Raw genomic sequence first — 13898 nt, 5'->3', positions numbered from 1 at the left:
CCCCTCCGTCCCCTTTTTCAGACACGGCCCTGTGCGGGCCGTGTCTTCAGGCATCAGCGCAGCACCTGCTCCACCAGCGGCACATCCACCGTCTGCAGCGGTTCGGCGGCGTTGCGCGACAGTTGCACCTGGTAGGTGCCGCCGTCGATCTTCCACTGGCGGGCCTGCGCATCGTAGTGGGCCAGGGTCTTCGGCTCGGCTTCGATGCGGATGCGGCGCTGTTCGCCCGGCTGCAGGTTCACCTTGTCATAGCCGATCAGGCGGATCGGCGTGGTGCTGCCGGCCGGCAACTTCAGGTACAGCTGGGCGACGTCGGCACCGGCGCGCTTGCCGGTGTTGCGGATGTCGACGCTGGCGACCAGGCGCGAGCCTTCCACGCTCACCTTCAGGTTTTCATAGGCGAAGGAGGTATAGGACAGGCCATGGCCGAACGCGAAGGTCGGGGTCAGGCCCTTGGCCGCCATCCACTTGTAGCCGACGTTGGCGCCTTCGATATCGAAATCGAACACATCACCGAACGGCTTGGCCGGCTTGAAGCCGAGGCCGTCGATGTGCGGGCGCGGCAGCTGCGATTCGTCCACCACCCAGGTCACCGGCAGGCGGCCGGACGGATTGACCTGGCCGGTCAGCAGCGCGGCAATGCCTTCGCCACCGCGGATGCCCGGGTACCAGGCCTGCAGCATCGCCGGCACCTGCGCCAGCCACGGCGTACGCACCGGGCCGTTGGTTTCCAGTACCAGCACGGTCTTCGGGTTGGCCTTGGCCACCGCCGAGATCAGGGCGTCCTGGTTGTCCGGCAGCTGCATGTCCGGCAGGTCCACCGATTCGGCCGCCCACTGGGTGGCGAACACGATGGCCACGTCGGCCTGCGCGGCTGCCTTGGCCGCAGCGGCGGCATTGCTGCCGTCCACATACTCGAAGGTTGCATCCGGACGCGCCGTACGCAGCGATTCCAGCGGCGAGGACGGGTGGAAGATCACCGGGCCCGGCCAAGTGGTCGGCAGCACGCCCGGCACTGCGTTGGTGCCCTTGGCGGTCACGCCCACCATCGATGAACCACCACCGCCGATCACGCCCTTGTCGGCATGGCCACCGATGATGACGATGCGCTTCACGCTGTCGGCCAACGGCAGCAGGTTGCCTTCATTGCGCAGCAGCACGCTGCCTTCTTCCACCGTGCGCTGGGCGACGGCGAAACCGGCCTCGGCGTCGACCTTCTGGTGCTGCGGCGGGTTGTCGAAGTTGCCGTGCAGGAACATCGTGCGCAGGATGCGCGCCACCATGTCGTTCAGGCGCGCCTGCGGCACCACGCCGCCATGCACGGCCAGGCGCAGCGGTTCGTCGAAGAACACCGCCGCGTCGAACACTTCACCGGCCGACTGCTGGTCCAGGCCGGCCAGCGCCGCCTTCGAGCCACTGTGCACGCCGCCCCAATCGGACATCACGAAACCGGGGAACTTCCATTCCTGCTTCAGCACCTGGTTCATCAGGTAGCCGTTCTCGCAGCCGTAGGTACCGTTGATCTTGTTGTACGAGCACATCGCCACGCCCGGGCGGCCGGCGTCCAGCGCGATCTCGAAGGCCAGCAGGTCGGACTCGTGCATGGCCTGTTCGCCGATGCGCACGTCGTGGAAGTTGCGGCGGGTCTCCATGTCGTTCAGCGCGAAGTGCTTCATCGAGGAGATCACGTGCTGGCTCTGCACGCCCTGGATCAGCGCGCCGACCATCGAACCGGCCAGCAGCGGGTCTTCGCCGGCGTACTCGAAATTGCGGCCATTGCGCGGGTCGCGCTGCAGGTTGACGCTGCCCGACAGCAGGATGTTGAAGCGCTGTTGCCAGGCCTCGCGGCCCATCGTCGCACCACCGGCAAAGGCAACCTGCGGGTTCCAGCTCGATGCGGTGGACGGGCCCGACGGCATCGCCGTGGCGAAGTCGCCCGGACGGATGCCACCCGGATTGGTCACGCCGACGCCGGCATCGGCCGACTGCTGCGACGGAATGCCCAGGCGCGCCACGCCCGGCACGAAACCGGCCGAGCCGACCGCGCCTTCCGGCAGCGGGCCACCATCCTTGCCCAGCCCGAAGTAGCTGTGCAGCATCTGGAACTTCTCATCCTCGGTCATCGCCTTCAACAGCAGCGCAGCGCGCGCATCGGCGTTGAGGGTGGTGTCCATCCACGGCGTGTCGCCGTGCTTGTCGGCGGCGTAGGCCAGGGTCAGCAGCGTGGCACGCAGGGTGCTGCCTTCCACCTTGAACGGTGCACTGCTGGCGGCCTGGAAGCCGTCGCTGAAATAGCTGGCATCCGCTTCCAGCGCCACACGCGCCGGATCGAAGCCTGCAGCCTTGGCCGATTCACTGGCCACCGCGCCAAGCAGCACCGCCGGTGCGCCCAACCGCGAGCGGGTGACCAGCGCCGGCAGCTGCGCGGCACCTGCGCCGGCATCGGTGTAGACCGCCACGGTGTGGCGGCCGTCGTCCAGGCGCAGGTAATTCAGGCCGGGCTGGTCCGGACCGGATTCGGCGGCGATCGGCAGCCGGGTCAGCACGGCCTGGCCGCGCTGGGTCTGGCCATCATCCTTGCCGGCAGCAATGAAGCGGTACTCGTAGCCCAGGCCGTCGGCCAGCACCTGCAGCGGGTCGATCTGACCGATGCCGCGCTGCACCTGGCGCACGCTGACCGCGTCCACCTGCAGGGTCTTCAACTGGGCAGCGAGGGCCGGCATCGCTGCAGCATCCGGTGCCTGTTCCAGGGTCAGCACGGTGAACGCGGCGGGGTCGGCCCAGGCCGGGGCGGCCAGTGCAGCAGACAGGGCCAGGGACAGGGCGAGCGGCTTTGTAAACGTTTTCATCGGCAGGCGTAATTCCGTTGCCAAGGCAATCGGTCCAGGGAAAGTGCCGCCGAAGGGTGCAGCGTTCATGCCGCGCAGGGGTTGCCAGGCAACGTCCCGCAGGCCGAAGGACGGGCCGGTCTGCGCGCGGGACCCTCCTCCCGGCGTGACAACCTGCCTGCCCGGGCCGCGCAGGGCGACCCAATCATGTGAAGATTGTGCGAGGGCGTTCATACCTGTCAACAGGACCTAAGTCACAGAGGCAACCCGGCCAGCGGTTATCAGGCCATCACCGGCGGTCATCAGCGGGCCGCGCGGGGCTGCCGATAATGGGGCGTCACCGGCCCTGAACCCCGCCCATGAACATTCACCGCGACTTCGATCATCTCTGGCGCGACCGCTGTGATACCTCGAGCCAACGCAGCCCACGCGTGCTGATCCGGGTATTTGTTGCGCCTGGCGAACTGGAGCGCAGCGTGGCCTTCTACGAGCAGCTGCAGGGCGTGGTGGCCGATGCGGGTTTTCCGTTTCCCGATGCCGGCCTGCGCCTGGCGATGGTCGGTGCATTCCTGCTGATCGAAGGGTGCGATGAAGCACTGGCGCCGTTCACCTCGACCACGGGGACGCTGCTGGTCGATGACGTTCGGCCTTATCACGACAAGCTGGTCGCCGCGGGCGCCGAGATCATCTTCCCGCTGCAGGTGGTCCCGACCGGGGCGGCGTTCAATGCGGTGCATCCCGATGGCACCGTGGTCGAGTACGTACATCACCGGCCCGACCCGCACGGGCGGTGAGGGTACGCACGGCCGGGCTGCGCCCGGCACCCGCCGAGGCAACATCAACGTCAACAGCCAGAGCAACAGCAAAAGCTGGGTTCCTGCAGGTAGGCGGGGTGGGTCCGATTGCGGGGGACGGCGCAAGTACGTCCATGTAGCCTCGGTCGCCGCATCCATGCGGCTCACGCCCCCGCAACCGGACCCACCCCGCCTTCGACAATTCGCCGCAATCTGCAGTGGATCCACGCCATGCGCGGATGCTCTTCGATCAATCGTCGAATTAATCGATTTCGATCTAGATTCATCCACGCATGGCGTGGATCTACAATCCCTCCATGTCCTCCCCCGCCCTGCCCTGGAATGGCACGCTGCTGCTGGATGCCCACGTAGCCGTGCTGCAGGGCCACGCCGGTGACAGCGATACGCACGCGCACTACGCCCATCAACTGCTGCTGAGCGACGGCGCGCCCTGGCAGGTCGAGATCGATGGCGTGCAGCAGCAGGGCCAGCGGCTGTGGCTGCCGTCATTCCAGCCGCACGCAATCCTGTCGGCGCCGCACACAGGTTGCACGGTGTTCCTTGAACCGGCCCATGCCGATCCCACCCAGATCCAACAGCACCTGCACGCGCTGCCGGGCAACGCGCTGGCGCTGCACGACTGGTTGCCACGGCTGAGCCGGCCGCAACCGCTGGACCGCCGCGTACAGGCGGCGCTGTCCCGTATCGCCCAGCACCTGCCCGGCCCGGTGCCGGCCGCCGATATCGCCGAGGCGGCGCATCTATCGACCAGCCAACTGCATCGGCGCTTCCAGTCCGATCTGGCGGTGACCCTGCGCGGCTGGGTGCTGTGGCAACGGCTGCGCAGCGCACTGATGCATCATCTGCGCGGGCACAGCCTGACCGACAGCGCACACGCGGCCGGATTCGCCGACCTCGCCCATCTGTCACGCAGCCTGCGCCGCATGTTCGGCATCGGTGCCGCACAGCTGCACGGCCTGCAGCTGCATGCGGCCTGACACCGCCGATCATCCGCGCCTGCGCAACCCTTCCGGCAGCGCCGGCACCTCGCCATGCGGCAGTTCGCGGAACGGCGCCAGCAGCTGCCCGGGATAATCACGCGGATAGTCCGGTTGGCTGCCGATGCCGAGGTCGCGTTGCTGCAGCCGATAGCCGGGCGCATCGAAGGCGGTCCCCAGCAGGTGATCCCAGACAGTCAGGAACAGGCCGAAGTTGACGTCGCCGGCGGTGCCGTAACGCATGTGGTGGAAGCGGTGCAGCGGCGCCCAGGCCATCACCCGGCCCAGCACACCCGGGCGCATGTCCACGTTGGAATGCTGCAGCAGCAGCTGGATGGCAATGGCGAACGCCAGCACCGCGGCCACCGGCATCGGCAGGCCCAGCACCAGCAGCGGCAGCACGCCACCGACGGCTTCGGCCGCCTGGTGCAGCGGGTGTTTCATCAGACCGTTGAAACCGTACATGCGGGTGACGCTGTGATGCACCGCATGCAGCCGCCACAGCCAGCCGATGCGATGGCTGGCGTAGTGCACCAGAGTGATACCCAGGTCGGCGCAGACGATGGCCAGCAGCACCTGCAGCGCGAATGGCCACTGCAGCGGCCAGGCCTGCCATGGAATGATTGCCGCCAGCAGCGGCACCGCCGCGATCGACAGCAGGTTCAGGCTTTCGTTCACCAGTGCATGCAGGGCGTCACGCAGGCTGTCGCCGTGGTCGTGGTTGAACACAGGGTCGTAGGGCCACGCGCGCTCGGCGGCGAACGAGACCGCGATGGCGATCGCCAGCAAGGCCAGCAACCATAGCGGGTCACCGTGGCAGTGGCCGATCCAGACGACGGCAGCGACAACGAAACCCAGCAGGAACAACGGGGCATACAGGCGGAGGATCCAGTGCTTCATGGGCAACCCGAAACGTGAGGGGCCTGCATGCTGGCGTGGCGCGATGGTTGCGGGCTTGAACAAACGGCGCAACACGGCCCGCCTCTGGTGGATGTCCATCGTGGTCGGCACCGCGTTTCCCGCATCCGCGCATGGCGTGGATCTACAATGGCGCCCTCATCGCGCCCGAGGCCGGCATGGATTCCTTCAACCTGATGCGCGCCTTCCGCCGCATCGTCGAACGCGGCGGGCTGGCCCGCGCCGCCGAAGACCTGGGCATGTCGCCGGCCGGGCTCAGCAAGCAGCTGCGTACGCTGGAAGCGCATCTGGGCGTGGTGCTGCTGCAGCGGACCACGCGGCGCATGAGCCTGACCGAGACCGGCCACGCCTATTACCGCGAATGCTGCCGCCTGCTCGACGAGCTGGACGCATTGGAACGTGGCATCGCCGAACAGCGTGGCGAGGTGGCCGGGCGCCTGCGTGTCAATGCACCGCAATCGTTCGCGCTGAGCACGCTGTCGCCACTGCTGCCGCGCTTCCTGCAGCAGCATCCGCAGCTGTCGCTGGACCTGGTGATGGAAGACCGCCTGCTTGATGCGGTCGGTGAGGGTTTCGACGTGTCGTTGCGGCTGCGTGCCGAGCTGGATGACTCGCGGCTGGTGGCGCGCCGGCTGGCGTCGCTGCAGCAGGTGCTGTGCGCGGCCCCGTCCTACCTGCGGCAGCATCCGGCACCGCAGGCGGTGGACGATCTGCAGGCGCACAGCGTGCTGGCCTACAGCCTGTCCGACTCGCCCGGCAGCTGGCCGCTGCTCGGCCCCGATGGGCAGGTGACGATCACCCTGCCGGCGCGTGTCACCGTCAACAACAGCCTGCTGCTGCGCGACCTGCTGATGGCCGGCATGGGCATCGGCGCCCTGCCCTCGTTCCTGGCGGCGCCGGCACTGGCCCGTGGCGAACTGCAGCAGGTGCTGCCCGACCACCGCTATCCGCCGCGCTTCGTGCATGCGGTCTACCCCACCTCGCGCCACCTGCAACCCAAGGTGCGTGCCTTCATCGATTTCCTGCTCGCCGAGCTGCCCGGCTGCGCCGGCCTGGATTCGTAACCGCCAGCGAAAACTGAGCTGCCCGCAGCGTGCTGTTTCGGCCACGTCGCGCTGCCTAACCTGCCGCCTCCCCTCTCACCGATGGCAGGCAGATGTCTTCCGTTCCTTCCCCCGCCACCGCTGCGCCGGTGGTCGATTTCTTCCACGACGTGGTCTGTGGCTGGTGCTTCGTACTGGCCCCGCGCCTGCAGCAGGTCTCCGCCGAACTCGGCATCCAGGTGCGCCACCGCAGCTTCGTGCTGCAGGACTCGCGCGCGCAGATGGTCGAGGTGTTCGGCTCGATGGAGCGCGCCAAGGCGATCATCCTGCGCCACTGGACCGACTGCGCCACGCATGAAGACACCGCGCGCATCGATATCGAAGGCATGCGCGCACAGGACTTCGAGTATCCGTCCGGCTGGCTCGGCGCACTGGCCTGCCAGACCGCAGGGCTGATCGGCGGCAATGACGCCCATGGCGCGATGTTCGACGCGGTGCAATGGGCGCACCTGCACCAGCACCGCAACATCGGCGATGCCGAAGTCCTGCTGGATATCGCCGAATCGCTGGGCCATCCACGTGGCGCCTTCGCTGACCACATGCGCAGCGACTCAGTCCGCCAGCGCGTGCAGGCCGATCGTGCCGAAGCCGCTGCCCTCGGCATCCGCTCCATTCCCACCGTGATCGGCGGCAACGGCCTGCGCCTGCAGACCCTGCCGCTGCCGCAACTGCGCCAGGCCCTGGCGCCCCTGGTCGCGGCCTGAGCCGCACCGTCCCCCACCCTGCAAGGAGATTCCCCATGACCCCACGTACCCTGGCCACCGCGCTGGCCCTGCTGCTGGCCGGCACCGCCGCTTCCACCACCGTGTCGGCGCATGAACGCGTTCCTTCCGGCCAGCAGGTCGGCACCAGCCCCTGGGGGCCGAAGGACGAGATCGGCCGCCTCAACCTGATCACCGAGGCCTCGCGCGCGGCGATCCTGTCGCGGGTCAGCGGCGGCAAGGCCTATGACCTGGCCACCGAGTACTACGTCGGCATGCCCAGCTGGCAGGATGCCGGCGACCCGCACTACCAGTTCTGGATGACCCACACCCCGCGCGGCACGGTGATGGACGACCCGATGGGCGTGGGTGAAACCATGAACCTCACCCGCAGCTACACCGGCACCGCGTTCTCGATGTACAGCCACACCGGCACCCACATCGATGCGCTGAACCACTTCGGCATCCACGGAAAGATCTGGAACGGCTTCGAGGCCGACAAGCACCTCGGCGACCGTGGCTGGAACGTCACCGGCATCGAGAAATTCCCACCGCTGATCGCGCGTGGCGTACTGATCGACGTGGCCGGCGCCAAGGGCGTGGACATGCTGCCGGACAGCTACCGCGTCACCCGCCAGGACCTGAAGGATGCGCTGGCACGCCAGCAGGTGAAGCTGCAGCAGGGTGACATCGTGCTGATCCGCACCGGCCGCATGCGCCTGTTCGAGCAGCCCAGGGCCTACATGGCCAATCCGCCAGGCATGGGCCTGGACGCGGCGCGCTTCCTGGTTGAGGACAGCGGCGCGATGATCGTCGGCGCCGACAACCTGAGCTTCGAGACCTTCCCCTCGGAAGTGTCCGACGACTACGTGCCGCTGCACACCTACCTGCTGGCGCAGCAGGGTGCGCCGATCATCGAGCTGGTGGCGCTGGACGAACTGGCCCGCGACAAGGTCTACGAGTTCGCTTTCATTGGCGGCCCGCTGAAGATCCGCGGTGGCGATGCCGCGCCGCTGCGCCCGGTCGCGCTGCCGGTCCGCCCGTAACCGGGGCCTGTGGGTGCCGGCCCTGGTCGGCACCGTTCTCCCATCCATGCCTGGCGTGGATCTACCGGGGCTCTGTCCAGTAGATCCACGCCATGCGTGGATGCTTTACCCCTTCAGCAACCTGAAACCCGGCCCGCCAATTTCATTAGTAATTCTACTCACAAGGCGAGTAGCATGTCCGGTCTCAGCCCCTGATACCGGCCCGTCGATACTCGCGCCATGCCTGTCGTTTCCGCCCATTCCTGCCGCTTCCAGCCCGCCTGGCGCCTCCCTTGGAGGACCGGCTGATGGGCGCCGTCGTCGCCCTCGACCGGCTGCTGGACGGCCGCCAGCTGTGGCGTGGCCCGGCCCGCCAGGGACCGGCCAGCGACCACCTGGCCAGCGGCCACCCGGCACTGGATGCACGCCTGCCCGGCGGTGGCTGGCCGGCCAGCGGGCTGTGCGAGGTACTGCAGGCAGCGCCCGGCGTGGGCGAGCTGGCCCTGGTCTGGCCGGCGCTGGCGAAGCTGAGCCAGCGCGACCGCCCGATCGTGCTGGTCGCCCCGCCCTATCGCCCGCATGCCCCGGCCTGGGCCGCCGCCGGGCTGGACCTGGCCCAGCTGCAGATCATCCACGCCGCGCCGAAACAGGCGCTGTGGGCCGCCGAACAATGCCTGCGCTCTGCGGCCTGCGCGGCGGTGCTGTGCTGGCCACACCAGGCCGACGACCGCGCCCTGCGCCGGCTGCAGGTAGCGGCCGACAGCGGCCAGTGCCTGGGCTTCGTGTTCCGCGAGGCGCAGGCAGCACGCAATCCTTCCCCGGCCAGCCTGCGCCTGCAGCTCGACCACGGCCAGGTACGGGTGCTGAAGTGCCGTGGCGGCCTGCCACCCGCGCAGCCGTTGCCACTGGCCATCGCCCACTGAGGCCGCGCCATGCACTGGGCCTGCCTGTTGTTGCCGCAGCTGGCGCTGGACAGCGTGCTGCGCCTGCAACCGGATCCGCAGCGGCCACTGGTGTTGCTGCAGGGGCCGGCGCAGCGCCGCGTGCTGCGTGCGGTCAGCCCGTCCGCACGCGCAGCGGGGCTGCGCCCGGGCATGCTGCTGTCGGCCGCGCAGGTGCTGGTGCAGGACATGCACCTGCACGACTACGACCCGAACGCCGAACAGCACACCCGGCAGCTGCTGGCCAGCTGGGCCTACGCCTACAGCTCGCAGGTCAGCCTCGATTTCCCGCATGCACTGGTGCTGGAAATCGGCGCCAGCCGTGCCCTGTTCGGTGACTGGCTGACGATCGAAAAGCGCCTGCGCAACGAACTGCATGAACTCGGGTTCCGCCACCGTCTGGTGGCCGCGCCCACGGCGCATGCCGCGCGCGTTCTGGCCAACGTCCACGATGGCCTTGGCATCGATGCGCAGCAGCTGCCGGCGGCGCTGGCGCAGCTGCCGTTGCCGCGCTGCGGCCTGCCCAGCGACGCAGTGACCGTGCTCGGCCGCTCCGGGCTGCGCACGCTGGGTGCGGTACTCGAGCTGCCGCGCGACAGCCTGGCCCGGCGCTTCGCGCCCGACGTGCTGCAACAGCTGGACGCATTGCGCGGCCTGCCCACCGCGCCACTGCGCTACTACCAGCCACCGGACCGTTTCGATGCACGCATCGAATTCGAATACGAGATCGAATCCAGCCAGGCCCTGCTGTTCCCGCTGCGCCGCCTGCTGCTGGACCTGGCGGCCTTCCTGTGTTCGCGCGATGGCGGCGTACAGCGCTTCGACCTGCATTTCGAGCATGACCTGCTGCCGGCCAGCGTGCTGACCATCGGCCTGCTGGCACCCGAACGCGATCCTGCGCTGCTGTTCGAGATCGCACGCAACCGCATGGAAGCGTTCGCCCTGCCCGCTGGCAGCCGCGCACTGCGCCTGCAGGCCGAACAGCTGCCACCGTTCGTGCCCGCCGCGCGCGACCTGTTCGACACCCGGCCGGCGCAGGCGATGCCCTGGAACCAGCTGCGCGAGCGCCTGCGGGCGCGGCTGGGCGATGACGCCGTGCAACCGCTGGCCGTGCAGGCCGACCACCGCCCCGAGCGTGCCAGCGGCACCCAGCCTGCGGCCAAGCCACCGGCATACTGGCCACTGCGCCCCGGTTGGCTGCTGGACACCCCGCAACCGCTGCGTGACCCGCGCCTGCGCATCGTCGCCGGGCCGGAGCGGATCGAATCAGGCTGGTGGGACCAGGCCGACGCGCGCCGCGACTACTACGTGGTGGAAACCGCACACGGCCAGCGCGGCTGGGCCTTCCGTGAGCGCAATGACCCGCATGCGCCGTGGATGCTGCACGGCTGGTTCGGCTGAGCCGTCATGCACAACGAACTGCCCGGCTACGCCGAACTGCACTGCCTGTCGGCCTTCAGTTTCCAGCGTGGCGCCTCGATCGCCGAAGAACTGTTCGCGCGCGCCGCCGGCCAGGGCTACCGCGCGTTGGCGATCACCGATGAATGCTCGCTGGCCGGCATCGTGCGCGCCTGGCAGGCGGCGAAGACGCATGGCGTGGCACTGATCGTCGGCGCCGAATTCCAGGTCGAGGACGGGCCGAAGCTGGCCCTGCTGTGCACCGACCAGGCCGCCTACGCCGGCTTGTGCCAGTTGATCACCACCTGCCGGCGACGGGCCGCCAAGGGCGAATACCGCTGCCTGCGCGAGGACCTGCTCGGCCTGCCCGACGGCCTGCTGTGCCTGTGGCTGGACCGGCAACCGGCCGCCACCGACCTGGAGCTGCTGCGCACCGGCTTCGCTGATCGGCTGTGGCTGGCGGTGGAGCTGCACCACGAGCACGACGATGCACGCCGCCTGCAGCAGCTGCAGGCCTTCGGCGAACGCCACCGCCTGCCGCTGGTCGCCAGCGGCGATGTGCACATGCACGTGCGCCGCCGCCGCGCCCTGCAGGACACCCTGACCGCGATCCGTCACCGCTGCAGCGTGGCCGAGGCTGGCTGGCGCCTGTTCCCCAACGGCGAGCGCCACCTGCGCCCGCGCACCGCGCTGGCCCAGCTGTATCCGCCCGCATTGCTGGCCGAGACCCTGCGCATCGCCGAGCGCTGCCACTTCACCCTGGAGCAGCTGCAGTACACCTACCCGCGCGAGCTGGTGCCCGAAGGCCACGACCCGGACAGCTGGCTGCGCGTGCTGGTCGAGCGTGGCATCCCCTGGCGCTGGAAAGGCGGCATCGAACCGGCGCAACGCAAACAGATCGAGCACGAACTGGCGTTGATCAGACAGAAGAACTACGCCTCCTACTTCCTCACTGTGCAGGACATCGTGCGCTTCGCGCGCAGCCAGGACATCCTCTGCCAGGGCCGCGGCTCGGCGGCCAACTCTGCGGTGTGCTTCGTACTGGGCGTGACCGAGATCGACCCGGCGCGCAGCAACCTGCTGTTCGAGCGCTTCATCTCCGCCGAGCGCGACGAACCACCGGATATCGACATCGACTTCGAACACGAGCGCCGCGAGGAAGTGCTGCAGTACGTGTTCAAGCGCTATGGCCGCGAGCGCGCGGCGTTGACTGCGGTAGCGATCAGCTATCGTGGCCGCAGCGCGATCCGCGACGTGGCCCGTGCACTCGGCCTGCCGATGGACCAGGTCAACGAACTGGGCGCGGCGATGGACCACTGGGGCGGCCATGTGCCGCTGCCGGAGACCCTGCGCGAGCGCGGCTTCGATCCGGAAACCCCGCTGATGCGGCGGCTGCTGGCGCTGACCACCGAGCTGATCGACTTCCCGCGCCACCTGTCGCAGCACCCGGGCGGCTTCGTGATTTCCGAGCATCCGCTGTCAACCCTGGTGCCAGTGGAAAACGCGGCGATGGCCGACCGCACCGTCATCCAATGGGACAAGGACGATCTGGATGCCACCGGCCTGATGAAGGTCGACTGCCTGGCGCTGGGCATGCTCACCGCCATCCGCAAGTGCCTGGCGATGCTGAAACAGCATGGCCTGCATGAAGGGCGCATGGATGCGATTCCCGATGAAGACGGCCCGACCTACGACATGATCTGCGCCGCCGACACCATCGGCGTGTTCCAGATCGAGTCGCGCGCACAGATGGCGATGCTGCCGCGCATGCAGCCGCGCAATTTCTACGACCTGGTGATCGAAGTGGCGATCGTGCGCCCCGGCCCGATCCAGGGCGACATGGTGCACCCCTACCTGGAGCGGCGCCGGCTGCTGCGCGAGCAAGGCCCGCAGGCGTTGGACACCCTCGATGAGCCGCTGTACCCGCCGCAGCTGGAGCGCGTGTTCGCGCGCACCCTGGGCGTGCCGCTGTTCCAGGAGCAGGTGATGCAGCTGGCGGTGGATGCGGCCGGCTACACCCCGGGCGAGGCCGATGCCCTGCGCCGTTCGATGGCGGCCTGGAAGCGCCGCGGCGGCCTGGAGCCGCATCGCGAGAAGCTGCTGGCCGGCATGCTGAGAAACAACTTCAGCCGCGAATACGGCGAGCACCTGTTCGAGCAGATCAAGGGATTCGGCGATTACGGTTTCCCGGAAAGCCATGCCGCCAGCTTCGCCCTGCTGACCTATGCCAGCTGCTGGCTGAAGTGCCATCATCCCGCCGCGTTCACTGCCAGCCTGATCAACAGCCAGCCGCTGGGCTTCTACAGCCCCGACCAGCTGCTGCAGGACGCGCGCCGGCATGGCATCGGCGTGCTGCCGGTGGACGTGCGCCACAGCGACTGGGACTGCACGCTGGATTTCGGCAAGGGGCCGGCGGCGATCCGGCTCGGCCTGCGCCTGGTCGAAGGCTGCAACGAAGCGGCGGTACAGGCCATCATGCGCGAACGTGCGCGCCGCCCGTTCGACGATGTCGGCGACCTGTGCCAGCGCACCGCACTGGACCGCCGCCAGCAGGGCCTGCTGGCCGATGCCGGTGCACTGCGTGGACTCAGCGGCCATCGCCATCGTGCACGCTGGGACATCTCCGGCGTGGAGAACCGGCTGCCGCTGTTCGACCAGGCCCGCGCCACCGCCGAAGCCCGCGTTCCACTGCCCCTGCCCAGCGCCTGGGAAGACATGCAGGCCGACTACCGCAGCACCGGCACCACCCTCGGCCGACACCCGGTCTCGTTCCTGCGCACGCAGCTGCGCAGCCGTGGCTGCCTGGATGCCGCGCAGCTGGCGGGCCACGGCCATGGCCGTCGCGTGCGCATCGCCGGCCTGGTACGCATGCGCCAGCGCCCGCAGACCGCCAGCGGCGTCACCTTCCTCACCCTCGAAGATGAGACCGGCATGGTCAACGCCGTGGTCTGGCGGCACCTGGCCGATCGCCAGCACCGGGTACTGGTCGACACCCAGCTGATGCAGATCGACGGCCGCCTGGAACGCGTCGATGGCGTGCAGCATGTCATCGTGCAACGCATGCACTGCCTGGATGAACTGCTGCAGGGGCTGCGCAGCCACAGCCGCGATTTCCATTGACGATACACGCCGTCACACAACGAACTGGTCATCAGTCCCCCGCATCCGCTATCGTCGCTGCATCCAGGGAAG

10 protein-coding genes are annotated in these 13898 nt (G+C 68.6%); 8 read left to right on the top strand and 2 right to left on the bottom strand.

Annotation, left to right across the window (positions count from 1 at the left end):
• Positions 1-53 precede the first annotated feature (53 nt).
• On the bottom strand, positions 54-2849 hold the full coding sequence (locus tag ACXI0D_RS16710) for a beta-glucosidase (RefSeq protein WP_101765680.1): 2796 nt from the start codon (positions 2847-2849) through the stop codon (positions 54-56).
• 338 nt (positions 2850-3187) lie between these two features.
• Between ACXI0D_RS16710 and ACXI0D_RS16705 the strand changes: the two genes are divergently transcribed.
• Both ACXI0D_RS16705 and ACXI0D_RS16700 read left to right on the top strand, forming a co-directional pair.
• The gene (locus ACXI0D_RS16705) at positions 3188-3622 is read left to right on the top strand and encodes a VOC family protein (RefSeq protein WP_014037567.1); all 435 of its coding nucleotides are present in this window, start codon (positions 3188-3190) and stop codon (positions 3620-3622) included.
• A 293-nt stretch (positions 3623-3915) separates the two neighbouring features.
• The gene (locus ACXI0D_RS16700; RefSeq protein WP_197621961.1) at positions 3916-4620 is read left to right on the top strand and encodes a helix-turn-helix domain-containing protein; all 705 of its coding nucleotides are present in this window, start codon (positions 3916-3918) and stop codon (positions 4618-4620) included.
• Positions 4621-4629: 9 nt separating this feature from the next.
• On the opposite strand, the gene ACXI0D_RS16695 is transcribed toward ACXI0D_RS16700, so the two are convergent.
• Positions 4630-5520 (bottom strand): sterol desaturase family protein, encoded by an 891-nt coding sequence (locus ACXI0D_RS16695; RefSeq protein ID WP_049443337.1) that lies wholly within the window; start codon positions 5518-5520, stop codon positions 4630-4632.
• Between the two features lie 131 nt (positions 5521-5651).
• Here ACXI0D_RS16695 and ACXI0D_RS16690 point away from each other — a divergent pair, with 131 nt between their 5' ends.
• The 6 genes from ACXI0D_RS16690 (at position 5652) to ACXI0D_RS16665 (ending at position 13826) form a co-directional block, all read left to right on the top strand.
• On the top strand, positions 5652-6602 hold the full coding sequence (locus ACXI0D_RS16690; protein WP_197621960.1) for a LysR family transcriptional regulator: 951 nt from the start codon (positions 5652-5654) through the stop codon (positions 6600-6602).
• A gap of 92 nt (positions 6603-6694) precedes the next feature.
• Positions 6695-7345: a DsbA family oxidoreductase gene (locus ACXI0D_RS16685; RefSeq protein ID WP_049443336.1), complete on the top strand. Its 651-nt coding sequence runs from the start codon at positions 6695-6697 to the stop codon at positions 7343-7345.
• 35 nt (positions 7346-7380) lie between these two features.
• Positions 7381-8388 carry a cyclase family protein gene (locus ACXI0D_RS16680; RefSeq protein ID WP_008266828.1) on the top strand — a complete coding sequence of 336 codons (1008 nt, stop codon included), beginning with the start codon at positions 7381-7383 and terminating at the stop codon, positions 8386-8388.
• A 287-nt stretch (positions 8389-8675) separates the two neighbouring features.
• Positions 8676-9290 carry a translesion DNA synthesis-associated protein ImuA gene (gene imuA / locus ACXI0D_RS16675; protein ID WP_087922892.1) on the top strand — a complete coding sequence of 205 codons (615 nt, stop codon included), beginning with the start codon at positions 8676-8678 and terminating at the stop codon, positions 9288-9290.
• Between the two features lie 9 nt (positions 9291-9299).
• On the top strand, positions 9300-10709 hold the full coding sequence (locus tag ACXI0D_RS16670; protein ID WP_101765682.1) for a Y-family DNA polymerase: 1410 nt from the start codon (positions 9300-9302) through the stop codon (positions 10707-10709).
• A gap of 6 nt (positions 10710-10715) precedes the next feature.
• Positions 10716-13826 carry an error-prone DNA polymerase gene (locus ACXI0D_RS16665; RefSeq protein ID WP_479642819.1) on the top strand — a complete coding sequence of 1037 codons (3111 nt, stop codon included), beginning with the start codon at positions 10716-10718 and terminating at the stop codon, positions 13824-13826.
• Positions 13827-13898 lie beyond the last annotated feature (72 nt).

The organism is Stenotrophomonas sp. C9D9 (assembly GCF_056491205.1).
The sequence above is the reverse complement of the archived record's forward strand: the minus strand, read 5'-3'. Positions and strand labels throughout refer to the sequence as shown.

Excerpts from the sequence above, each read along its gene's own strand:
- ACXI0D_RS16690 (WP_197621960.1), top strand. The coding sequence starts at position 5,652 with ATGGCGTGGATCTACAATGGCGCCCTCATCGCGCCCGAGGCCGGCATG.
- ACXI0D_RS16665 (WP_479642819.1), top strand. The coding sequence starts at position 10,716 with ATGCACAACGAACTGCCCGGCTACGCCGAACTGCACTGCCTGTCGGCC.
- ACXI0D_RS16710 (WP_101765680.1), bottom strand. The coding sequence starts at position 2,849 with ATGAAAACGTTTACAAAGCCGCTCGCCCTGTCCCTGGCCCTGTCTGCT.
- ACXI0D_RS16705 (WP_014037567.1), top strand. The coding sequence starts at position 3,188 with ATGAACATTCACCGCGACTTCGATCATCTCTGGCGCGACCGCTGTGAT.
- imuA (WP_087922892.1), top strand. The coding sequence starts at position 8,676 with ATGGGCGCCGTCGTCGCCCTCGACCGGCTGCTGGACGGCCGCCAGCTG.
- ACXI0D_RS16670 (WP_101765682.1), top strand. The coding sequence starts at position 9,300 with ATGCACTGGGCCTGCCTGTTGTTGCCGCAGCTGGCGCTGGACAGCGTG.
- ACXI0D_RS16680 (WP_008266828.1), top strand. The coding sequence starts at position 7,381 with ATGACCCCACGTACCCTGGCCACCGCGCTGGCCCTGCTGCTGGCCGGC.
- ACXI0D_RS16685 (WP_049443336.1), top strand. The coding sequence starts at position 6,695 with ATGTCTTCCGTTCCTTCCCCCGCCACCGCTGCGCCGGTGGTCGATTTC.
- ACXI0D_RS16695 (WP_049443337.1), bottom strand. The coding sequence starts at position 5,520 with ATGAAGCACTGGATCCTCCGCCTGTATGCCCCGTTGTTCCTGCTGGGT.
- ACXI0D_RS16700 (WP_197621961.1), top strand. The coding sequence starts at position 3,916 with ATGGCGTGGATCTACAATCCCTCCATGTCCTCCCCCGCCCTGCCCTGG.